The organism is Glycocaulis abyssi (assembly GCF_041429775.1).
Classification (GTDB): Bacteria; Pseudomonadota; Alphaproteobacteria; order Caulobacterales; family Maricaulaceae; genus Glycocaulis; species Glycocaulis abyssi.
Window position 1 is genome coordinate 2,502,145 of the sequence record NZ_CP163421.1, and the last position, 20,310, is coordinate 2,522,454.

Genomic DNA, 20,310 nt, shown 5'->3' on the forward strand with positions numbered 1-20,310 from the left:
TGACGCCGCGCAAAAACCTGTCCGGCGTGCCCGGCTGCAGAGCAGCCATGACGGCCGCAGCGTGACGGGCAGGCTTCGCGCTTCCATGCTCAGGCGCGACCGCTTATATCGACGATATCATGGGTTCAGCAGAGTTCATCTTGCTTGCGGCGGCGGGCCTCGTCCTGCTCGCCATTGCGGGGGCTGCCGCAACGCGGCAGGCCGGGGCTCCGCTATTGCTGATCTTCCTGGTTATCGGCATGCTGGCGGGCGAGGAAGGCCCTGGCGGTATCGCCTTCCATGCCCATGATACAGCCTATCTTTTCGGATCGCTGGCGCTGGCGCTTATCCTGTTTGATGGCGGGCTGGGAACCAAGCTGCGCCGCCTGCGCAGCGTGTTGCGGCCCGCGCTCAGCCTTGCCACGCTGGGGGTCATCATCACTGCGGGCATCACCGCCCTCGCGGCCAGATACCTGTTCGGGCTGGGCTGGGTCGAGGCCGCCCTGATGGGCGCCATCGTGTTGTCCACTGACGCGGCCGCTGTGCTGATGCTGATCGCCGGCAAGGATATCAAGGCCCGCCCGCGCGTGGCGACCACGCTGGAGGCCGAATCCGGTTTCAACGATCCCATGGCGGTGATCCTTGTGGTCGCCTTCGTGGCGTGGCTGACGGGGCAGGGCATTCCCGATCCGCTTATCGCCACCCTCTCCATTGTCTGGGCCATACTGGCGGGCGGCGCGCTGGGCTGGTTTGGCGGGCGCGCAATTGCCTATGTCGAGCGCAAGATCGGCCTGCCCATCGGGCTTTATCCGATCTTTGCGTCCGCAGCGGCGGTGTTTCTGTTTGCGTTTGCCGAAGTGGTTGGCGGCTCTGGCTTCCTGGCTGCCTATCTCGCTGGCGTGGCCATGGCCTCCGCGCCCAAGCGCCGGGCAGCAGAAGCCACGGCGCGCTTTTCCGACGGGCTGGCCTGGATCGCCCAGATCGGCCTGTTCCTGATGCTGGGCCTGCTGGTCACGCCCAGCCACGCAGCTGAAGTGGCCTTGCCCGCGCTGGGACTCGCTTTCGTGCTGATCCTCATTGCCCGTCCGGTGGCTGTGCTTGTCTGCCTGGCGCCGGAGCGCTTCCGCATCAATGAGCGCGCCTTTATCGGCTGGATGGGCCTGCGCGGGGCGGTGCCGATCTTTCTTGGCGCCTTTCCGGTGCTGGCAGGGGTGGAGAACGCGAACCTCTATTTCTCCGCTGCCTTTGCCGTCGTCATTGCCTCGCTGGTTATTCAGGGCTGGACCGCAGGCCCGGTAGCACGCCTGTTCCAGGTCGCGCCGCCCTTGGCGCGGGGCGGCAATCTTGCCAATGCCGGCATGATCGCGGCCGTTGCGGTCGGCTTCACGCTGGCAAGCGCATTGGTGTCGTTTGGCGCCAACGAGCGCGATACCGGGCGCGAGGCGATTGCGCCGCTTAACATGCGTGAGCTTCTGGCCGCGCTGGGGCCTGAGGGTGGTCCGCGCGCGGTGCGCCTTGAAAGCTTCCCCTCAGACTGGGACCAGATGGACCCGGCCCATCGCCGCGACACCTTCGCCCGCGTAGCGGCAGGTCTCGTCGCAGCGCAGAATGAGCGCATCATGGAGGAGCGCGAGCAATTGCTTGTCATGCGCGCGCAGGAGGATGCCGGCATCCCGTTGAGCCTGCCCCAGCAGGCGCGGCGCGACACGCTCGCAAGGCGCTATGGCGGCCGCTATGACGATCTCGATGATCTGCTGGCCCGCGTCGATATCGTGCCGCCCTCGCTGGGGGCTGCCCAGGCGGCGCTGGCGACCGGCTGGGGTTCCAGCAGTCCGGCGCTGGCGCGCAATACGCTATATGGCCGCTCGGCGCGCGATGGCCGCTTCCCCAGCCTGACCGCAGCGGCGACCGACTATGTGGATGTGCTCAACACCCATCGCGACTTTGCCGCTTTCCGCACCGAGCGGGCAGCCCTGCGGGCGAATGGGCAGAGCCCTACAGGACCAGCCCTGGTCGGTTTCGTCGGGCCATATGCTGAAAGCGGGGACGCCTATGCTGCCCAGGTGCGTGCCGTGTTGAACAGTGCCGGCCTGGCACGGTTTGATCCGGGTCAGGACAACCGCTTTACCGAAGAGAGCTAGCTGCCCGCATCGCTGGCACGGCGCTAGGAGATGTCCGCATCGTCCTCGCTGCGGCGTGCGCCCCGGCCCCTGCCAAAGCCCAGCCCGGCCATATAGCGGTCGCCATGCCCGGCTTCGGCGTCTTTTGGATAAAACTCCGCGCCCATCATCCAGCGATAGGCCACGAGTGCGGTCACGAAGGCGGCAAGTGCGAGCACTACCAGAACAACCCATCCCGCCAAAGACACCGGCTGGATCTGGAAGATCACTATAAACGCCAGCCCCAGACCGATAGCGCACAGGCTCGCAGCGCCGACTGACTTGAAAAAACGCATCATCACCGGTTCTCCCGGATGGCTTGGACCCTCATCGCAGCGCAGCGATCAGCGCGCCGCCTTGGCCTCCTGTGCCCCACCTTGCCCGCTATTATACGTCAGGGCGAGGAAAACATCCTCCAGGTCGGGTTCTTCGGTTCTCAGATCACGGATACGCTGGCCGCTTTCATTGAAGCGGGCGATGAGATCGCCCACCGATGTCTGTCCGGCCCGGTAGGTGATGGTCAGCGCGCCATCGCGCAAATCCGCATCTAGATCCTCAAACCCGGCGGGAATGGCCGAAAGTGCCGATTCCGCTTCGATAATCAGGGTCTTGCGGTCCAGACGGCGCAAGAGGCTGTGCTTGGGTTCGCACGCCACGACACGGCCCTGATCGATGATGGCGATCTCGTCGCACAGCTCTTGCGCCTCTTCGAGATAATGCGTGGTCAGCACGATGGTGACGCCCAGCCCGTTCAGCTTGACCACATACTCCCAGAGCTGGCGGCGCAGCTCGATATCCACGCCCGCTGTCGGTTCATCGAGCACCAGAACGGGCGGGTTATGCACCAGCGCCTTGGCGATCAGCAGGCGGCGCTTCATGCCGCCCGATAGCTGGCGCACATAGGCATTGCGCTTTTCGGCAAGGCCCATCACGTCGAGCAATTCATCGGAGCGCCGCTCGCCCTTGGGGACGCCATAAAACCCGGCCATCAGCTCCAGCGTCTCAAAGGGCGTGAAGAACACGTCCATATTGATTTCCTGCGGCACGACGCCGATCGAGGCGCGCGCCTGACGCGCGGCTGTGGTGATGTCGTGGCCCCAGATGCTGGCCGTGCCGCCGGTCTTGTTGGTCAGCCCGGCGAGGATATTGATGAAGGTGGACTTGCCTGCGCCATTAGGCCCCAGCAGCCCGAAGATCGAGCCGCGGCGCACTTTCAGGTCAATGCCGGTGAGCGCCTGCTTGGGCTCGCGCTTTTTCGACCCGGCATAAGTCTTTTCAAGGCCCTCGGCGATGATGGCATAATCGGGCAGGTTGGGCTGGGTCATGTCGCGCGGGCCTTGATGTGTGAGCCATGCACGCTGGCGCCGATTGACGCAGCCAGCGGCTAAAACTAAAGCAGGGTGGAACTTAAGAGGCTTGCACACCGGCGTCCATGGCCGGTCAGCAACCCTTGCACAGCGCGTTTCCTGCGAAGGACTGATACCGATGGCCCGTACCCGCGAAAAGTCTGCCAAGCCGACGGCTCCCAAGGCACCCGTGGCCGCGTTCCCGCCGCCGGAAATGATCGAGGTCTCCACCAGGCGCGTCATGTGCGATGGCGGTGGCGGTGCGCTCGGCCATCCGCGCGTCTGGTACGATATGGGCGACGAGAATTTCGTCGATTGCCTCTATTGCGACCGCCGCTTCGTGCTGAAAGCCGGATCGGACGGCCATTAGTCCAGTCCGGGCGGTTGCCCTGACAACATCAATCCGGCTTAACTGCTCTCCGAAAAGCGCCCGCAAGCGGCGCAGAGGTTTGCGGGAGGCATAGTATGGCGAAGGGCTGGACCGCCCGGCGGATAGGTCTTGTCACCGGGATCACGCTGGCGGTCATCGTTCAGCTCATCCCCGTGCCCGAAGGCGTCTCGCGCGAAGCCTGGGTCTGCCTGTCGCTGGCCCTGATGATGGCCAGCTGGTGGGCCACCGAAGCCATTCCGATTGCGGCAACGGCGCTGGTACCGGTCGCGCTCTTCCCCTTTCTTGGCATTGTCAGCGTACGCGAGGCGGCGGTGCCCTACGCTGACCCCATCGTGCTCCTGCTGCTCGGCGGGTTCATCATCGCGCTGGGCATCGAGAAGTGGAATCTCCATGCCCGCATCGCGCTCAATGTCGTGGCGTGGTTCGGCTCGCGCCCCTCGCTCATGCTGCTGGGCTTCATGATCGCCTCGGGCGTGCTGTCCATGTGGATTTCCAACACGGCGACCACGCTGATGATGATCCCCATCGCGTTGAAAGTGGCCGAGGCCGTCCAGAAAGAAGGCGTGGACACGAAGATGTTCGCGCCTGCCCTTGCGCTCGCCATCGCCTATTCGGCCTCGATTGGCGGGCTGGCAACGCCGGTCGGCACGCCCTCCAACCTCATCGCCATGGGCTATCTGGAACGCACCACGGAGCGCATTATCAGCTTTCCTGAATGGATGATGGTGGGCCTGCCAGCCGCCGCCCTCATCATTCCGGCAGCCTGGATCATCCTCACTCGCTTTGCTTTCAAGGTGCCGTCACGTGCCGGCAGCGGGGAAGGCCATGCCCTTATCCTTGCCGAGCGCGCCGCGCTGGGGCGCATGACCACGCCGGAGAAGCGCGTGGCGCTGGCCTTTGGCACGGTGGCGCTGCTCTGGATGGGCCGGGAGCTGCCGGGCGTGCTGATCGGGCTTCCCGATATCAGCTTTGGCTGGAACCCGCTTCTGTCGTGGATTGCCTCGGCCATCGGCCTGCCCGTGACGCCTACCCTTTCCGACATGCAGATCGCCATGGCGGGGGCGCTGGCCATGTTCCTGATCCCGGCAGGCGGCAAGGAGAATGGCGGCAAGGCGCTGATGGACTGGGAGACCACCCAGCGCCTGCCCTGGGGCGTGCTGATCCTGTTCGGCGGCGGGCTGTCACTTGCCTATGCAATGGATGCGACGGGGCTTTCAGGCTGGATTGGCTCTCATCTCGCCATCGTGGCGGCCCTTCCGCTGCCCATCGTGGTGCTGATCCTCGCCTTCATGGTCGTCTTCCTGACCGAGCTGACCTCCAACGTGGCTACCACCACCGCCTTCCTGCCCGTGCTGGGCGGCGTTGCGGCGGCGGCCAATGTACCGCCTGAGCATCTCATCCTGCCGGTGGCACTGGCCGCGAGCTGTTCCTTCATGCTGCCGGTAGCGACCGCGCCCAATGCCGTGGTCTATGCCAGCGGGGCGGTCACCATGGGCCAGATGATCAAGGCAGGCTTCCGGATCAACATCGTGGCCGCACCGATCATCGCCATGCTCGCCAGCTTCCTGGCACCCATGGTCTTTCCGGCCTGATCACTCGCCGACGAGCTTTTTCAGGTCATCGAGATAGGCCATCCACGCCTTGCGCCCGGCATCGGTCAGGGACGCATCAGTGCGCGGCTTGCGGTCCACAAAACGTTTGGTGATGGCGACATATCCGGCGTCCTCCAGCTTTCTAAGGTGGGTGGACAGATTTCCATCGGTGGCGCCGGTGCGCTCTTTCAGTTCGCCAAAGCTCGCTGCCTCGACCCCGGACAGATAGGCCATCAGGCCCAGCCGCATCCGCCCGTGAATGACATCATCGAGATCGGAGGAGTTGAAGTCCGCCATCGCCCTACACCACGTCCCGCGGCTCTCTTGCCATCAGGAAGAAGCCCGGAATGAACGTGCCCAGCAGCATACCGGCCGAGGCGACCAGATAGACCCAGGGCGTCATCACCAGCGCAGTGCCGAAGAAGGCGGCGGCCAGCGTGATGATGGCAGGCACCAGAAGCAGCCGCTCGCGCGACAGCAGCGCATCCACCATCCAGCCTGTCCCGTAGGCGAGAAACGCTATCGGCAGCATGGTGTTGATAAGCGCACCCGGCACCAGACCCGTCAGCATGCCGGCCACCAGCCCTGCAAAATAAAGGCCGATACATCCGCCCAGCACCGGCCATAATACCTGTTGTACCCGGTTACCCATCGAGCCCGCTCCCGGCTTGTTGCGCACGGACCAGCCAAGTATCGCACTGCCGATGGAGCCCAGCACCATATAGCCCAGCCAGAGCGGCCACAGCGCTTGCGCGCCGAAATCCAGCGTGCCGGTAATGATCAGCCAGTGAGCAAACGCCACCGCGCCCGTCAGCCCGCCCCACCAGACCATGAAGCGACCGCCCAGCAGGGGCGCCTTCGCGCCGGCCTCGGCCATTTCTCGCAGATAGGCGAGGTCTGCGCGGGCGGCGGTCTTGCGGTCGGTATTCATGGGCGCGGCTCCTTCACACGGCGAATGCGCTGATTCGGATCAGCTCGCGCTTTAATGGCACAATTCAAACTACTTTGCAACACAAAGTTTATGAGAGGGAGACGACAGGAAGATCGGAAGGGGGATAAGGGCGGGAAATTGTTTCGCTGCGCGCAGGGCTGGGCTGCCTTCCCCTTCGTCATTCCGGGCGAGCTTGAGGCGAGACCCGGAACCCAGCTTTTTCCAGAAGCTCTGGGTTCCGGATAAGCGCTGGCGCGCTTTCCGGAATGACGAAGGGAGCAGCAGCAAAGCGCTATCCGCCCGCCGCCCGCCTCGCCCGTGGATGCGTAGCCGCATGGACCGACAAAAGGCGCGCAGTATCCACCTCGGCATAGATCTGGGTTGTCGAAAGCGAGGCGTGACCCAGCAATTCCTGTATCGCGCGCAAATCCCCGCCCCCGGCCAGCAGATGCGTGGCAAAAGCGTGGCGCAGGGCGTGGGGCGTAGCGGTGGAGGGCAGGCCCAGAGCGCCGCGCATGCACTCGACACAGCGCTGCACCGCGCGCGCATTCAGCGCCCCGCCGCGTGCGCCCTTAAAGAGCGGCTGGTCTGCAGCCAGCGGATAGGGGCAGAGCGTCACATACGCCTCTACGGCCTGCCGCACAGGCTCCAGCACCGGCACCAGCCGCGTGCGCCCGCCCTTGCCCGTGATACGCAAGGCATCAGCCAGCGGATAATCGCGGCCCATAAGCGAAAGCGCTTCTGATACGCGCAGCCCCGCCCCGTAGAGCAGGGCCAGCACAGCTGTATCGCGTGCGCCGTGCCAGGCTTCGGCGCGGGCAGTTCCAGCATCGTCCAGCATGGCCTTTGCGGCCGCTTCGCTGACCGGCCTTGGCAGGCGGCGCGGCGCGCGCGGCGCCTCGACCAGTGCCAGCGCGGCATTGTCGATCCCGTGCCGGGTGCGGATAAAGGCGTAGAAGCTGCGTACGGCAGAGAGGGCACGTTGCAGGGTGCGCGGGCCTGCCCCGTCCCTGCGCCGGTCAGCCAGCCAGGCGCGCCAGTCCGTGCCTGTCAGGGTGGAAAGGTCTTTTGAGGTGACGGCCCGGCCCTTGTGAGCGGTCAGAAAGGCGAGCCACTGGCCGAGATCACGCTCATAGGCTTTCACCGTATGGGCGCTATAGCGCCGCCCGCCCTCAATATGCGCGAGGAAACCGGCCACAAGGGCCATCGGGGCAGCGCCTTGCGTCATCTCGGCAGAAGGGCCTCCAGCCGGCGTTCGAGAATACGGGCGAGGAAATGGGCCAGATCGGCGGCATCGCTGGGCCGGAAGGCATCGCGCCGGGCGGAGCCAAGGCACACAACGCCAGAAAAGCCGCGGCCCTCCAGCGCGATAACGGCTTCGCTCGCCACCCGGCTGGCCTGTACACCGTAAATCGGCCCGGAAAGGCGCGGATCTGGCGCGCCAAGGCGTTCGGACGCGTCGCCCAGCATGGCCGCTTTCAGGCCCGGCGCGGCGGGCAGTATGGCGATCGCGCGCGGCAGGGCGGTGATGCCTTCAAGGCAGACACGCACAGCCTCAAGACCCAGCGTGGTCGCTGTATGGCCTGCAAGGCGGCGGTCCAGCGCGGCCAGTGTCGGCTCGTCCATCAGGCCCATCACCGCGGCATGCGCGCTCGCCTGAGCAGCGAGATTGCCACGCAGCATATGCTGCAAATCTTCATTGGCCGCCTTCAGCAGGGTGATTTCGCTCTGCAGGCGCGCGCGGGCCGCCGCATTGAGATCGGCGACATTCGCATCACTACGCACCCCCAGCAGCGCATTCATCAGCTCGCCATCAGCCAGCACGCGCGACGGGTCGGCCAGTATCGCGCTGCGCCAGTCCGGCGTGTCCTCTGTGTTGCGGGTTGCGGGCATAGCGTTGCTGCGCATGCGTTTCATGCCGATCATTATCCATCCATCCTGTTGCCGGCCCCTCTTGGCGGGGGCGCTTGTCTATGCAGGCACTTTTGCATGAGACCGGTTCCAGATGCGTTAACTCACCTGCACGAAATGCGCGGCGCCGCTAAGGTGCGTGCATGAACGCGAATCGAGACCCGTCCACCCCTCAGATCGCTACCGTCCTGCTGCCCCTGCCCTTGCCGGAGGCGTTCGACTACGCCGTGCCGGAAGGCATGACGGTCAGCGAAGGCGATCATGTTGTGGTGCCGCTGGGCAAACGGCTCAGCCATGGCGTCGTCTGGGGGGTGCGCGACGGGACAGGCGGCAACCGGCCCTTGAAGCCTGTTGCCGAGCGCCTCGATGCGCCGCCCTTTACCGCCGCCATGCGCGATTTTGTGGACTGGACGGCGCGCTATCTGGCCGAAAACCCCGGCCTCGTCCTGCAGGCCACATTGCGCAGCCGGGGCGGGCTTGGTCCGTCACCCACCGAGACGCTCTACCACCCTACGGGCCAGACGCCGGACCGGATGACACCGGCGCGTCAGGCTGTACTGGATGCGGCTGCCGAAGAACCGGCCAGCGGGGCAGAGCTCGCCCGGCGCGCAGGCGTATCGCCCGGCGTGGTGAAGGGGCTCGCCGATGCTGCCGCGCTGCGCGCTGAAGCACGCGATGTCGACCAGCCTTTTCCTGCGCCTGACCCTTATCGCGATGGCCTTACCCTGAATGACGGGCAGGAAGCGGCCGCCAGCCAGCTGCGCCGTCTCGTCGCGGCTGGCGGCTTTCAAGCGGCGCTTCTTGATGGCGTGACGGGGTCCGGCAAGACCGAAGTCTATCTGGAAGCCATCGCCGAGCTCTTGCGCCGCGAACCAGACGCGCAAGTGCTGGTGCTGCTGCCGGAGATTGCCCTGACACAGGCCGTCACCGCCCGGTTTGAAGAGCGTTTCGGCGTCTCGCCTGCGCTCTGGCATTCGGCCATCGGGCCAACAGAGCGCCGCCGGGCCTGGCGCGAGATCACGGCGGGGCGAGCACGGCTGATTGCAGGGGCGCGCTCGGCCATCTTCCTGCCCTACCGCAATCTGCGCCTGATCGTGGTCGATGAGGAACATGACCCGACCTACAAGCAGGATGAGGGCCTGACCTATCACGCCCGCGATCTCGCCGTGGCGCGCGCCAAGATCGAAGGTGCCGTGGCGATCCTCGCCAGCGCCACGCCCAGCCTTGAAACCCTCGTCAATGCGCGCGCGGGCCGCTACGGCCATATCCGGCTGGCGGCGCGGGCGGGCTCTGCCGTCTTGCCGCAGATCGAGACGATTGATCTGCGCGAGCATCCGCCAGAGCAAGGCCACTGGCTCTCCCCGCCTTTGACCGCCGCCATGGCCGAAACGATCGCGCGCGGCGAGCAGGTACTGCTCTATCTCAACCGGCGTGGCTATGCGCCGCTCGTCCTGTGCCGGGCCTGCGGTCACAAGATGAAAAGCCCGGACACCGACCGCTGGCTGGTCGAGCACCGCTATACCGGGCGGCTCATCTGCCACACGACCGGATTCTCCATGCCCAAGCCGCGCGCCTGCCCGGAATGCGGCGCGATTGATTCGCTCACAAGCGTCGGCCCCGGCGTGGAGCGTGTGGCGGAAGAAGCCGCCTTGCGCTTTCCCGATGCGCGCGTGGAGGTCTTCTCCTCAGACAGTGCCGCCGGGCCCAATGGCGTGCGCGAGCTGATTGCCCGCATGGAGGCTGGCGAGATCGATATTCTGGTCGGCACCCAGATTGCCGCCAAGGGCCATAACTTCCCAAAACTGACGCTGGTGGGTGTGGTCGATGCCGATCTGGGCCTCAAAGGCGGTGATCTGCGCGCGGGCGAGCGCACCTATCAGACTTTGGTGCAGGTAGCGGGCCGGGCCGGGCGCGCCGACCGTCCGGGCCGGGCGCTGCTGCAGACCCATGAACCGCAGCACGAAGCCATTCAGGCGCTGCTGGCCGGAGACCGGGACAGCTTCCTCGATCTGGAAGCCATGATGCGCGAGCAGCTCGGCCTGCCCCCTTTCGGGCGTCTGGCGGCTCTGGTGATGTCCGGCACCGATGAACGCCTGCTGGTGGAGACGGCTAAAATCGCCGCTGCAGCCGCGCCACTGAGCGATGATGTGAAACTGTTCGGGCCAGCCGAACCGCCGCTGGCGGTCGTGCGCGGGCGCTACCGGCGGCGCTTTCTGGTGCAGGCACAGCGCAATGTGGATGTATCCGCCTTTATGGCGACCTGGATGGCGCGCTTCAAACTCCCCTCATCGATCCGCGCCCGTGTCGATATCGAGCCGTACTCGTTTTTGTGAGACGGCATAAGCGCGACATAATCTGACACTTTGTGTATCATTCCTGTCAGATTATGGAGGCAGGCATGCATATCTCGCTCACCGAAACGCTCGAAAAATGGGTCCGCGAGAAGGTGGAAAGCGGGCTTTATTCCAATGCCAGCGAGGTGATCCGCGAGGCCCTGCGCGAACGCATCCGCGCTGAACGCACCGAAGCAGAGGATATCGAAGCCTTGCGCGCCCAGATCGATGTCGGCCTGCAACAGGCCGAGCGCGGGGATCTGCTGGACTGGACCATGGCCGATATCAAGTCCCGCTTGCGCGAAGAGCGTAATGGCTAGGTGGCGCCTCTCTCCCGAAGCGGGGGAAGACCTGCTGGAGATTGGCCGTTATACGACGCAGGAATGGGGAGAGGCGCAAAGCGAGCGCTATCTCGATCGCCTCGATGACGCTTTCAACCGGCTGGCGGGCATGCCCGGCCTTGGCCGTCTGCGCGGCGATGTCCGGCCCGGCGTGTTCAGCTTTCCGGCCGGCCACCATGTCGTCTGGTACCGGCAGGCGGCTTCCGGCATCGAGATATTACGCGTCCTGCACACCCGTCAGAGCAGCCACGCCGCGTTTTCGTGACTTTCCGCCTGCGCCGTTTGCGCGCGGGCAGGTTGCCGCCCTCAAACCCTTGTGCTAGGTGGGCGCCGGACTGAACGGGACTGTCCTTGCACGGCCAAGGCGGTCTTTTGAAAAACCTCAATATCTCAAGTGCTTGGGCCTGATCTGCCGACCAGACCCGATTTGGCGCTAACCACAGAGAAGAGAGCGGGCGAAAAACGGTGACCACCGCCGGTAACGCAATTTCAAACGAAGCCGCGCAGCGCTATGCGCGCGCGCTGTTCGATCTGGCCCTTGAATCCAAGGCGCTGGCCAAGGCTGAAGCCGACATGGCGTCTCTGGCCGAGGCTTTTGCCGAATCGGGCGAGTTCGCCCGCGCGGTGGCCAGCCCAATGCACAGGGCCGAGGACAAGGTGAAGGCGCTGGCCGCGCTGGCCAAGGCGCTCAAACTGTCGCCGCTGGGTACGAAGTTTATCGGCGTCGTGGCGCGCAATGGCCGCGCCGGCGACCTGCCGGCCATGACGGCGGCCTTCGCCGCACTGGCTGCCGCCCATCGCGGCGCCGTTACAGCAGATATTGCCAGCGCTGATGCGCTGACCGCCACGCAGCTCAAAGAGCTGACGACGGCACTGAAAACCGCCCTCGGGCGGGAGGTTGAGGTTCGCGCCGAGATTCGGCCCGAACTCATTGGCGGGCTCACTGTGAAGGTGGGTTCGCGCATGTTCGATTCTTCACTCCGGACCAAGCTGGACGGCGTGAAACAGGCGATGAAAGAGGCTTGAGAACCGCCATGGACATCCGGGCAGCTGAGATTTCTGCGATCCTGAAGGATCAGATCAAGAATTACGGTGCGGAAGCGGACGTCTCAGACGTCGGCCAGGTGCTCTCCGTCGGTGACGGTATTGCGCGCGTATACGGCCTCGACGAGGTGCGCGCCGGTGAGCTGGTGGAATTCCCCGGCGGTATCAAGGGCATGGCCCTGAACCTGGAAAGCGACAATGTCGGCTGCGTGATCTTCGGCGACGACCGGGGCATCAAGGAAGGCGACACCGTCAAGCGTCTGGGTTCCATCGTTGACACGCCGGTCGGCAAGGGCCTTCTGGGCCGCGTCGTCAACGCGCTGGGCGAGCCGATCGATGGCAAGGGGCCGATCAAGGACGTCGCCGAGCGCCGCCGGGTGGACGTGAAAGCGCCGGGCATCCTGCCGCGTAAATCCGTGCACGAGCCGATGGCAACGGGCATCAAGGCCATTGACGCCATGATCCCGGTTGGCCGTGGCCAGCGCGAGCTGATCATTGGCGACCGTCAGACCGGCAAGACCGCAATCGCGCTCGACACCATTTTGAACCAGAAGCAGATCAATGAAGGCGATGACGAGAGCAAGAAGCTCTACTGCGTCTATGTCGCCATCGGCCAGAAGCGCTCCACCGTCGCCCAGATCGTGAAGACGCTCGAAGAGAACGGCGCGATGGAATACTCTATCGTTGTTGCCGCCACGGCCTCCGATCCGGCACCGATGCAGTTCCTCGCGCCCTTCACCGCCTGCGCCATGGGCGAGTATTTCCGCGATAACGGCATGCACGCCCTCATCGTGTATGATGACCTGTCCAAGCAGGCCGTTGCTTACCGCCAGATGTCGCTGCTGCTGCGCCGCCCGCCGGGCCGCGAAGCTTATCCTGGTGACGTGTTCTACCTGCATTCGCGCCTCCTGGAGCGCGCCGCGAAGCTCAATGAGAACCACGGTTCGGGCTCGCTTACCGCGCTGCCGATCATCGAGACGCAGGCCAATGACGTGTCGGCCTACATCCCGACCAATGTGATCTCGATCACGGACGGCCAGATCTTCCTGGAAACGACCCTCTTCTATCAGGGTATCCGCCCGGCGGTGAACGTCGGCCTGTCGGTCAGCCGCGTGGGTTCTGCCGCGCAGACCAAGGCCATGAAGCAGGTTGCCGGCAAGATGAAGGGCGAGCTTGCCCAGTATCGCGAGATGGCCGCCTTCGCCCAGTTCGGCTCCGATCTCGATGCCGCCACCCAGCGCCTGCTGGCCCGTGGTGAGCGCCTGACCGAGCTTCTCAAGCAGCCGCAATTCTCGCCGCTCTCCATGGAAGAGCAGGTCTGCGTGATCTTCGCCGGTACGCGCGGCTATCTCGACAGAATCGCGACCGGTGATATCGGCCGCTTTGAGGCCGAACTGCTTCAGCACCTGCACGCTGACAAGGCCAAGCTGCTCGACGCCATCCGGTCCGATCAGAAGCTGTCTGATGCGTCCGAAGCCGAGCTGGTCAAGACGCTCGAAGCGTTCGTCACCCGGTTCGCGGGCTAGGGTGCAGGGCAAGGGCTGACCGAGGCATAATCGATGGCGAGCTTGAAAGAACTGCGCAGCCGGATTTCCTCCGTGAAATCCACGCAGAAGATCACCAAGGCCATGCAGATGGTGGCCGCAGCCAAGCTGCGCCGCGCGCAGGACAGCGCGCAGGCAGCGCGCCCCTATGCGCAGAAAATGGCGCAGGTCATGGCCAATCTCGCCAATGGCGTTGTGGCCGGGCCGGAAACGCCGCGCCTGCTTACCGGCACGGGCAAATCCGAAACGGTGCTCCTGCTGGTGCTCAGCGCGGATCGCGGCCTGTGCGGCGGTTTCAACACCAATATCGCGCGTCTGGCGCGCGAGCGCGTGGCCACGCTTGTCGGCGAAGGCAAGGACGTGAAGATCGTCACGGTCGGCAAGAAGGGGTTTGACGCCCTCAAGCGCCTGCACCGTGACCGGATCGTCAGCGCAATTGAGCTGAAAGACGCAGCCAGCCCGGCAGCCCTCGCTGCGCGTGTCGGCGACGAGCTGCGCAAGCTTTTCGAGGCTGGCGGGTTTGATGTGTGTGAGCTGGTCTCTTCGGAGTTCATCTCTGTCATCAGCCAGAAGCCCAAGGCACGCACGCTGATCCCGGCACGCGAAGCCATTGATCCTGATGCGCCCGGCCCTGACCTCAAGGGTGCCATCTACGAGTACGAACCTGATGAGGAGGCCATTCTGGCCGCTCTTCTGCCGCGCTATGTCGACACCGTCATTCTTTCGGCCCTGCTGGAGAATGCGGCTGGCGAGATGGGCGCGCGGATGGCCGCAATGGACAACGCCACGCGCAATGCCGGCGAGCTCATCAACAAGCTGAACCTGCAATACAACCGTACCCGCCAGGCCAAGATCACCACCGAGCTTACGGAGATCATCTCCGGGGCCGAGGCGGTCTAGGGCAGCGGACCACACATATTAGAGAACGCCTCCTGCAAAGCGCAGGGGATTGGTAAAAGAGGCTGAGACGATCATGAGCAATCTCAAGGGCCGTATCGCACAGGTGACAGGCGCTGTTGTCGACGTGAAGTTCGAAGGCGGTCTGCCCCCCATCCTGAACGCGCTGGAAACCATGAATGGTGACCAGAAGCTGGTTCTGGAAGTGGCCCAGCACCTCGGCGAGAGCATGGTGCGCACCATCGCGATGGATGCCACGGAAGGTCTGCAGCGCGGCGGTGAAGTGACCGATCTGGGTTCGCCGATCACTGTGCCGGTCGGTCCGGGTACGCTCGGCCGCATCCTCAACGTCACCGGCGAGCCGATCGACGAGGCGGGCGATGTCGTGTTCGAAAAGCGCGCGCCGATCCACCGTCCGGCCCCGGAATTTGACGAGCAGTCCACCGAAGCGGAAATCCTGCCCACCGGCATCAAGGTCATCGACCTGCTCTGCCCCTACGCCAAGGGCGGCAAGATCGGCCTGTTCGGCGGCGCGGGCGTCGGCAAGACCGTGCTCATCCAGGAACTGATCAACAATATCGCCAAGCTGTTCGGCGGCTACTCCGTGTTTGCCGGCGTTGGCGAGCGCACCCGTGAAGGTAACGACCTTTACTGGGAGATGATCGAGTCCGGCGTGAACAAGGATCCGAAGGAAAACAACGGCTCCACCGAAGGTTCGCGCTGCGCCCTCGTGTTCGGCCAGATGAACGAGCCTCCCGGTGCGCGTGCCCGCGTGGCGCTCTCCGGCCTCGCGCAGGCGGAATATTTCCGCGATGAAGAGGGCAAGGACGTGCTCTTCTTCGTCGATAACATTTTCCGCTTTACCCAAGCTGGCGCCGAAGTGTCCGCGCTTCTGGGCCGTATCCCCTCGGCGGTGGGCTACCAGCCGACGCTGGCCACCGACATGGGTGCCCTGCAGGAGCGCATCACCTCGACCAATAAGGGCTCGATCACCTCTGTGCAGGCCGTTTACGTGCCGGCCGACGACCTGACCGACCCGGCCCCGGCCACGACCTTCTCCCACCTTGATGCAACGACGGTGCTCAACCGCGCCATCTCGGAAAAAGGCATCTACCCGGCCGTGGACCCGCTCGATTCCACCTCGCGCATTCTTGAGCCGCGCATTGTGGGTGAAGAGCACTATCAGACCGCCCGCCGCGTGCAGGAAATCCTTCAGCGCTACAAGGCTCTGCAGGACATCATCGCGATCCTGGGCATGGACGAGCTGTCTGAAGAAGACAAGCTGACCGTGGCCCGCGCCCGCAAGATCGAGCGCTTCCTCAGCCAGCCCTTCGACGTCGCCGAAGTGTTCACCGGCTCGCCGGGCATTCAGGTGCCGGTCGAGGAGACGGTCAAAGGCTTCAAGGCGATCTGCGATGGTGAGTATGACCATCTGCCGGAGCCGGCTTTCTACATGGTCGGCACCATTGAGGACGCCGTGAAGAAGGCGCAGAAACTGGCCGCCGAGGCGGCGTAGGCGTAACATGGCCGCAGGTCGCCCCATGCTGCGGATCGAGGACTGCGTCAATGACGTATGTCCCTGGTCGGGCAAGCCGGTGAGCGCAGATTCGCTCACCCTCTATCGCGGGGCGGTCGTCGGCTTCTGCAATCCCGGCTGCCGGGACAAGTTTGAAGCGGCAAGTAGCGCGTTCGACAGCGCGCTGGCTGCAAGGGACGAAGACAATGGCTGACAAGCTGCAATTCGACCTCGTTTCGCCTGAAGCACGCGTGTTCTCTGGCGAGGTGGATATGGTGGTTGTACCCGGCGCCGAAGGCGATTTCGGCGTGCTGGCGGGTCATGCACCCTTCATGGCCACGATCCGCACCGGCACGATCGACGTGCATGCCGAAAGCGGCGTCACCCGCATCTTCATCCATGGCGGATTTGCCGAAGTGACCCCGCAGGGCCTGACCATTCTGGCCGAGGAAACGGCCGAGCTCGCCACGCTCGATGCGGCCGATATCCGTCAGAAGCTGGAGGCCGCCCGCCTGCGCGCCAAGGATGCGGCTGACGATAGCGCGCGCGATCAGGCTGAAGCCGAGATCGCCAAGCTCGAGGCGATGCAGTCGGCTATGGAACTGGCCCACTAGGGCTTTTTTAGCAGCCTCTCAGCTTCTTGTGGCGACAGTATCCTTGCTGCCGGAAATGCTGGTGACTTCGTCAATCGCCTAAAATTCTGATCGCTCGTGACGAAGATATCGCGCTGGTGATACTCGTGAGCCCAGTATGCTTGGGCGTCTAGAATTCTATTGCGCCAATTTCGGTAAGATTTTGAACTGGTGTCATCTATATCAAGCCGTTCGGCATTAGCCCAGTCAGACCAGCTGTAGGTTGATGTTGGAAACAACACACTAAATATCTCTTCCTCCCGGCGGGCATCACCGGCACCCGCCCAAAGGCCATGGTGCCAAAAGCCCATGTCCCATCGAAGCAGGGGAGGCAGAATTTCGATGTGACCGAAGCCCAATCGATCCATCCGCGACCTAAAAGTTTCGAAGTCTGTGAGGTAGGTTCCGCTCTGTTGTCGTTCAGATGCGCTCGACGCGACGATGGCGACGTCAGCAGTTCTCAGCTTCGCTGATCGAACAAGATGTTCGATCGACGGTGCGCACGGTCTACTTTCGTCGACTTCGATGAGGCAATTGGTATCAAGTGTAAACTTAATCATTTGGGTATTGTTGTTGACCCAGTATGTTAGGCAAACGGCGCAAATGCCTTCGCCACTTCCACATACACCGCCCGCTTCCACGGAATGATGAGCTCTGGCACGCGCTCCAGCCTTTCCCAGCGGAAAGCTTCAAATTCCTGTGGCGGCACGGCGGTCAGATCGAAGTCGGCATCCGTGCCCAGAAAGCGGAAGGCAAACCAGCGCTGACGCTGGCCCTTCCAGTTCTTCTTGCGCAGCGCCAGCACTTCGGGCGGGAAGTCATAGGCCAGCCAGTGCTCGATACCGCCCAACAGCTCAACCTGATCGCCGCGGATTCCGGTTTCCTCGTATAGTTCACGATAAGCGGCGGCTTGCGGGTCTTCCCCGGCATCCATGCCCCCTTGCGGCCACTGCCAGATCCATTGCCCTGTTTCGCGGTAACGGCGGCCAACCCAGGTCAGCCCGTCCCGGTTGAACAGGACAATACCGGCATTGGGCCGGTAAGCGGCAAGCGCCGCCGGATCCTGCAGGGTGCTCATGTATCCTGCCCGGCGCGGTCCTCGCGGACATTGGCCACATGGGAGGCCGGTGCAAGCTGATAGCCGCGCCGCTCAAGGCCCTCTGCCCAGCTCTGCAGCGCCGAAACCGTGACCGGGTAGGCAAAGCCGGAGCCTAAGGAATGCCCGTTCTGGATGGCCAGCGCCTCCAGCTCCAGAAGCCTGGCATCTATCGCGCGCGCGCTGGGGTCAGCGTCAATCACCCGCTCGGCCAGCGTCAGCGTGGTGCCCGCCCGCGCGGCAGCGGCCGAGGCTGCGCCGGGGCGTCCGGCACCGTCATGGAAGATGGTCAGTCCGCGCCGGCCCGCCTCGCGGTAGATGCGCGCCAGCGCTGCCTCCGAACCGGAAAGGCGTGCGCCGAGATAGTTGGTAACGCCGAAATAGCCTGAAGAGCGTGAGAGCAGCCAGTGAAGGCGGCGCATATTCTCCGCTTCGCTGGCATCGGCCAGCAGGGTATGCGGGCCGGGATCATTATTGGGATAGTCGAACGGCTCCATGGGCAGTTCGATCATCACTTCGTGGCCGGCCGCGCGCGCCCGGTTCATCCAGCTTTGCAGATCACGCGCATAAGGCACAAAGGACAGGGTTATTTCCGGCGGCAGCGAGTCTATGGCTGCCTGCGTCAGGGATTCGCTTACCCCCAGCCCGCCGACAATCACCGCAATGACGGGCGTGCCAGGTTCTCCCTCAAATGGGCGTGCATAGGCCGTAGAGGGGCGCCGTCCATCGGCTGCGATAATGGGCAATGGCCCGCCCGGACCGTCTTCATAGAGGCCAGCATGGGGAACATTGGACACGCGCTGCAGCGCCAGTGCGCGCGCCGCATTGCTGCCCGGAGGCGGTTCCACCTCGCCGCCCAGCACGTCCTGCGTTTCGCGCACGCCAGGAAGGCTGAAACTCTCGTCCTCTTCGCCTTCGGCGAATATGGCCGGGCTTGCCGCCGGAACCTCGGCTACCTCGATAACCTCGTCTTCACCGGTGGGCCTGTCCAGCACTGCGCGCGCGGCTGTTCCGGTTTCAGGTGCAGGCGCGAAAAAGACGATGGCCGCAAACACCAGCCCGGCGCCCGCAAACAGGCAGGCAGCCGCGATAAGCGGATTGCGCAAAGGCGGCGTGTCGGATGTCTGGCGGGCGGGCATGGTGTCCGGTTTTGCCTGAACAGGTGAAGGCGTACTGACGAGCAGAACTCATCGGCACGCTGACATGCAAGACCATTCAATGCGCCGGGGTAAGGAAAGGTTAATGTCCGCGCAAGCCGGCAAGGCCGGTGCGGGTTTTACCGGCCCCCGCTCCCTGCGCGCGCTTCGCGCCGCTCCATCATGCTCGACAATTGCTCGATGGCGCGGTGAAGCTGGTAATCCTCATCTGCCGGCCAGTCTTCGGGCGGATACTCCATATCCTCGCGTTCGCGCCGTTCGGTCCCGCTCTCATGGGTCAGGGCATTGCGCAGATTGGCTTCGCTGAACCGGTTTGTCTCGCCTTCGCGCGGGCGGCGGAAGGCCACGGCGATATCCGGCTCCAGGCCGGTCGCCTGAATGGAGGTGCCAGAGGGCGTGTAATAGCGCGCCGTGGTCAGGCGCAGCGCCCCGTCGCGTCCGCCCCGCAGCGGAATGACGGTCTGCATGGACCCTTTGCCAAAGCTGTTGGTCCCCATCAGCACGCCGCGTTCCCGGTCGCGTATGGCGCCCGCGACAATCTCCGAGGCGCTGGCAGAGCCGGCATTGATAAGCACCACTATGGGCGCCCCGTCGAGAACATCGCCCGGGCGGGCATTGAAGCGATAGGTGTTGCGCGCATCGCGGCCGCGGGTGGAAACAACTTCCCCGCCACTCAGGAACAGGTCGGACACCGACACGGACTGATCGAGTAGACCGCCCGGATTGGACCGCAGGTCCAGAACCAGACCCGGCAGCGGGCCACCATAGGCTTCGCTCAGATCGTTGAGGGCCCGCATGGTGGCCTCGGTCGTATGTTCGTTGAATGTGGTGATACGCAAATAGGGGGTATTGTTGGCTTCCATGCGGTAGATCACCGAGCGCACTTCAATAATGGCGCGTACGATCGTTACGTCGAACGGCTCCACCCCGTCGCGCGCGATGGTAATCGTGACAGGTTCACCGGCCGGTCCGCGCATCCGCTCCACCGCCACATCAATACCCACGCCGATCATGGACTCGCCATCAACGGCGATGATGCGGTCCTCCGGCTCGATCCCGGCCCTGTCTGCAGGTGTTTCAGCGATGGGCGAGACGACGGTGACAAAGTCGTCACGCAGCGTCACCTCGATGCCCAGCCCGCCATATTCGCCCCGGGTGGACACTTGCATGTCCTGAAACGCATCGGCGTTGAGATAGGCCGAATGGGGATCGAGCGAGCCGAGCATGCCGTTAATGGCCGCCTCGATCAGCTCGACCTGGTCCGGGTCGCTGACATAGTCGGACTCGATCCGGCTCAATATGTCACCGAACAGTTCCAGTTGCCGGAAGGTCGCGTCCCGGCTCCGCTCTTCGCCCTGCGCCGAAACGGCCAAAGCCGCTGCGCCTATGCCAAAGGCGATGGCCGAAGCGATAATGTGCAAGCGCATGAATTCGTCCTGTC

General features: G+C 64.2%; 21 protein-coding genes. 12 read left to right on the forward strand and 9 right to left on the reverse strand.

The window, feature by feature from the left end:
• Positions 1-119 precede the first annotated feature (119 nt).
• Positions 120-2,120, forward strand: a complete 2,001-nt coding sequence (locus AB6B38_RS12105) for a potassium/proton antiporter (protein WP_371393109.1) — start codon at positions 120-122, stop codon at positions 2,118-2,120.
• Positions 2,121-2,143: 23 nt separating this feature from the next.
• Here the strand turns inward: AB6B38_RS12105 and AB6B38_RS12110 are convergent, their stop codons facing one another.
• Both AB6B38_RS12110 and AB6B38_RS12115 read right to left on the reverse strand, forming a co-directional pair.
• Positions 2,144-2,437 carry a hypothetical protein gene (locus AB6B38_RS12110; protein WP_371393110.1) on the reverse strand — a complete coding sequence of 98 codons (294 nt, stop codon included), beginning with the start codon at positions 2,435-2,437 and terminating at the stop codon, positions 2,144-2,146.
• Between the two features lie 45 nt (positions 2,438-2,482).
• On the reverse strand, positions 2,483-3,463 hold the full coding sequence (locus AB6B38_RS12115) for an ABC transporter ATP-binding protein (RefSeq protein ID WP_371393111.1): 981 nt from the start codon (positions 3,461-3,463) through the stop codon (positions 2,483-2,485).
• Between the two features lie 160 nt (positions 3,464-3,623).
• On the opposite strand from AB6B38_RS12115, the gene AB6B38_RS12120 reads away from it, so the two are divergent.
• Positions 3,624-3,854, forward strand: coding sequence for a zinc-finger domain-containing protein (locus AB6B38_RS12120; RefSeq protein ID WP_371393112.1), 231 nt, complete (start codon positions 3,624-3,626; stop codon positions 3,852-3,854).
• Positions 3,855-3,949: 95 nt separating this feature from the next.
• Positions 3,950-5,467, forward strand: coding sequence for an SLC13 family permease (locus AB6B38_RS12125; protein WP_371393113.1), 1,518 nt, complete (start codon positions 3,950-3,952; stop codon positions 5,465-5,467).
• Here AB6B38_RS12125 and AB6B38_RS12130 read toward each other — a convergent pair whose 3' ends face one another.
• The 4 genes from AB6B38_RS12130 to AB6B38_RS12145 all read right to left on the reverse strand — a co-directional run bounded on the left by AB6B38_RS12130 (position 5,468) and on the right by AB6B38_RS12145 (position 8,315).
• Positions 5,468-5,764: a winged helix-turn-helix domain-containing protein gene (locus tag AB6B38_RS12130; protein WP_371393114.1), complete on the reverse strand. Its 297-nt coding sequence runs from the start codon at positions 5,762-5,764 to the stop codon at positions 5,468-5,470.
• Positions 5,765-5,768: 4 nt separating this feature from the next.
• Positions 5,769-6,398: a hypothetical protein gene (locus tag AB6B38_RS12135; protein ID WP_371393115.1), complete on the reverse strand. Its 630-nt coding sequence runs from the start codon at positions 6,396-6,398 to the stop codon at positions 5,769-5,771.
• 292 nt (positions 6,399-6,690) lie between these two features.
• Positions 6,691-7,605 carry a tyrosine recombinase XerC gene (locus AB6B38_RS12140; protein ID WP_371393116.1) on the reverse strand — a complete coding sequence of 305 codons (915 nt, stop codon included), beginning with the start codon at positions 7,603-7,605 and terminating at the stop codon, positions 6,691-6,693.
• Positions 7,606-7,622: 17 nt separating this feature from the next.
• Positions 7,623-8,315 (reverse strand): DUF484 family protein, encoded by a 693-nt coding sequence (locus AB6B38_RS12145; protein ID WP_371393117.1) that lies wholly within the window; start codon positions 8,313-8,315, stop codon positions 7,623-7,625.
• Positions 8,316-8,452: 137 nt separating this feature from the next.
• On the opposite strand from AB6B38_RS12145, the gene AB6B38_RS12150 reads away from it, so the two are divergent.
• The 9 genes from AB6B38_RS12150 to AB6B38_RS12190 all read left to right on the forward strand — a co-directional run bounded on the left by AB6B38_RS12150 (position 8,453) and on the right by AB6B38_RS12190 (position 16,598).
• A complete protein-coding gene (locus AB6B38_RS12150) occupies positions 8,453-10,642 on the forward strand; it encodes a primosomal protein N' (protein ID WP_371393118.1) in 2,190 nt (729 codons plus the stop codon).
• A gap of 65 nt (positions 10,643-10,707) precedes the next feature.
• Positions 10,708-10,962, forward strand: coding sequence for a type II toxin-antitoxin system ParD family antitoxin (locus AB6B38_RS12155; RefSeq protein ID WP_371393119.1), 255 nt, complete (start codon positions 10,708-10,710; stop codon positions 10,960-10,962).
• Positions 10,955-11,248 carry a type II toxin-antitoxin system RelE/ParE family toxin gene (locus tag AB6B38_RS12160; RefSeq protein ID WP_371393120.1) on the forward strand — a complete coding sequence of 98 codons (294 nt, stop codon included), beginning with the start codon at positions 10,955-10,957 and terminating at the stop codon, positions 11,246-11,248. Before AB6B38_RS12155 ends, AB6B38_RS12160 begins: the two co-directional genes overlap by 8 nt.
• Before the next feature lie 200 nt (positions 11,249-11,448).
• Positions 11,449-12,009: a F0F1 ATP synthase subunit delta gene (locus tag AB6B38_RS12165; RefSeq protein WP_371393121.1), complete on the forward strand. Its 561-nt coding sequence runs from the start codon at positions 11,449-11,451 to the stop codon at positions 12,007-12,009.
• 8 nt (positions 12,010-12,017) lie between these two features.
• A complete protein-coding gene (gene atpA / locus AB6B38_RS12170; RefSeq protein WP_371393122.1) occupies positions 12,018-13,553 on the forward strand; it encodes a F0F1 ATP synthase subunit alpha in 1,536 nt (511 codons plus the stop codon).
• Between the two features lie 33 nt (positions 13,554-13,586).
• Positions 13,587-14,471: a F0F1 ATP synthase subunit gamma gene (locus tag AB6B38_RS12175; protein WP_371393123.1), complete on the forward strand. Its 885-nt coding sequence runs from the start codon at positions 13,587-13,589 to the stop codon at positions 14,469-14,471.
• A 73-nt stretch (positions 14,472-14,544) separates the two neighbouring features.
• Positions 14,545-15,984: a F0F1 ATP synthase subunit beta gene (atpD, locus tag AB6B38_RS12180; protein WP_371393124.1), complete on the forward strand. Its 1,440-nt coding sequence runs from the start codon at positions 14,545-14,547 to the stop codon at positions 15,982-15,984.
• A 7-nt stretch (positions 15,985-15,991) separates the two neighbouring features.
• On the forward strand, positions 15,992-16,198 hold the full coding sequence (locus tag AB6B38_RS12185) for a glutathione S-transferase (RefSeq protein WP_371393125.1): 207 nt from the start codon (positions 15,992-15,994) through the stop codon (positions 16,196-16,198).
• Complete coding sequence (locus AB6B38_RS12190; RefSeq protein ID WP_371393126.1) at positions 16,191-16,598, forward strand: F0F1 ATP synthase subunit epsilon; 408 nt, start codon at positions 16,191-16,193, stop codon at positions 16,596-16,598. Before AB6B38_RS12185 ends, AB6B38_RS12190 begins: the two co-directional genes overlap by 8 nt.
• 604 nt (positions 16,599-17,202) lie before the next feature.
• On the opposite strand, the gene AB6B38_RS12195 is transcribed toward AB6B38_RS12190, so the two are convergent.
• From AB6B38_RS12195 to AB6B38_RS12205, 3 genes are all read right to left on the reverse strand, one after another.
• Complete coding sequence (locus tag AB6B38_RS12195; protein ID WP_371393127.1) at positions 17,203-17,694, reverse strand: RNA pyrophosphohydrolase; 492 nt, start codon at positions 17,692-17,694, stop codon at positions 17,203-17,205.
• Positions 17,691-18,851, reverse strand: coding sequence for a divergent polysaccharide deacetylase family protein (locus AB6B38_RS12200; protein WP_371393128.1), 1,161 nt, complete (start codon positions 18,849-18,851; stop codon positions 17,691-17,693). Before AB6B38_RS12200 ends, AB6B38_RS12195 begins: the two co-directional genes overlap by 4 nt.
• A gap of 137 nt (positions 18,852-18,988) precedes the next feature.
• Entirely contained in the window at positions 18,989-20,296 is a 1,308-nt protein-coding gene (locus AB6B38_RS12205; protein ID WP_371393129.1) for a S41 family peptidase, read from the reverse strand.
• Positions 20,297-20,310: the final 14 nt, after the last annotated feature.

What these genes read in the sequence shown, in the direction of transcription:
- AB6B38_RS12105 (WP_371393109.1), top strand. Translation starts at nt 120, where the DNA reads ATGGGTTCAGCAGAGTTCATCTTGCTTGCGGCGGCGGGCCTCGTCCTG.
- AB6B38_RS12110 (WP_371393110.1), bottom strand. Translation starts at nt 2,437, where the DNA reads ATGATGCGTTTTTTCAAGTCAGTCGGCGCTGCGAGCCTGTGCGCTATC.
- AB6B38_RS12115 (WP_371393111.1), bottom strand. Translation starts at nt 3,463, where the DNA reads ATGACCCAGCCCAACCTGCCCGATTATGCCATCATCGCCGAGGGCCTT.
- AB6B38_RS12120 (WP_371393112.1), top strand. Translation starts at nt 3,624, where the DNA reads ATGGCCCGTACCCGCGAAAAGTCTGCCAAGCCGACGGCTCCCAAGGCA.
- AB6B38_RS12125 (WP_371393113.1), top strand. Translation starts at nt 3,950, where the DNA reads ATGGCGAAGGGCTGGACCGCCCGGCGGATAGGTCTTGTCACCGGGATC.
- AB6B38_RS12130 (WP_371393114.1), bottom strand. Translation starts at nt 5,764, where the DNA reads ATGGCGGACTTCAACTCCTCCGATCTCGATGATGTCATTCACGGGCGG.
- AB6B38_RS12135 (WP_371393115.1), bottom strand. Translation starts at nt 6,398, where the DNA reads ATGAATACCGACCGCAAGACCGCCGCCCGCGCAGACCTCGCCTATCTG.
- AB6B38_RS12140 (WP_371393116.1), bottom strand. Translation starts at nt 7,605, where the DNA reads ATGGCCCTTGTGGCCGGTTTCCTCGCGCATATTGAGGGCGGGCGGCGC.
- AB6B38_RS12145 (WP_371393117.1), bottom strand. Translation starts at nt 8,315, where the DNA reads ATGAAACGCATGCGCAGCAACGCTATGCCCGCAACCCGCAACACAGAG.
- AB6B38_RS12150 (WP_371393118.1), top strand. Translation starts at nt 8,453, where the DNA reads ATGAACGCGAATCGAGACCCGTCCACCCCTCAGATCGCTACCGTCCTG.
- AB6B38_RS12155 (WP_371393119.1), top strand. Translation starts at nt 10,708, where the DNA reads ATGCATATCTCGCTCACCGAAACGCTCGAAAAATGGGTCCGCGAGAAG.
- AB6B38_RS12160 (WP_371393120.1), top strand. Translation starts at nt 10,955, where the DNA reads ATGGCTAGGTGGCGCCTCTCTCCCGAAGCGGGGGAAGACCTGCTGGAG.
- atpA (WP_371393122.1), top strand. Translation starts at nt 12,018, where the DNA reads ATGGACATCCGGGCAGCTGAGATTTCTGCGATCCTGAAGGATCAGATC.
- AB6B38_RS12175 (WP_371393123.1), top strand. Translation starts at nt 13,587, where the DNA reads ATGGCGAGCTTGAAAGAACTGCGCAGCCGGATTTCCTCCGTGAAATCC.
- atpD (WP_371393124.1), top strand. Translation starts at nt 14,545, where the DNA reads ATGAGCAATCTCAAGGGCCGTATCGCACAGGTGACAGGCGCTGTTGTC.
- AB6B38_RS12185 (WP_371393125.1), top strand. Translation starts at nt 15,992, where the DNA reads ATGGCCGCAGGTCGCCCCATGCTGCGGATCGAGGACTGCGTCAATGAC.
- AB6B38_RS12190 (WP_371393126.1), top strand. Translation starts at nt 16,191, where the DNA reads ATGGCTGACAAGCTGCAATTCGACCTCGTTTCGCCTGAAGCACGCGTG.
- AB6B38_RS12195 (WP_371393127.1), bottom strand. Translation starts at nt 17,694, where the DNA reads ATGAGCACCCTGCAGGATCCGGCGGCGCTTGCCGCTTACCGGCCCAAT.
- AB6B38_RS12200 (WP_371393128.1), bottom strand. Translation starts at nt 18,851, where the DNA reads ATGCCCGCCCGCCAGACATCCGACACGCCGCCTTTGCGCAATCCGCTT.
- AB6B38_RS12205 (WP_371393129.1), bottom strand. Translation starts at nt 20,296, where the DNA reads ATGCGCTTGCACATTATCGCTTCGGCCATCGCCTTTGGCATAGGCGCA.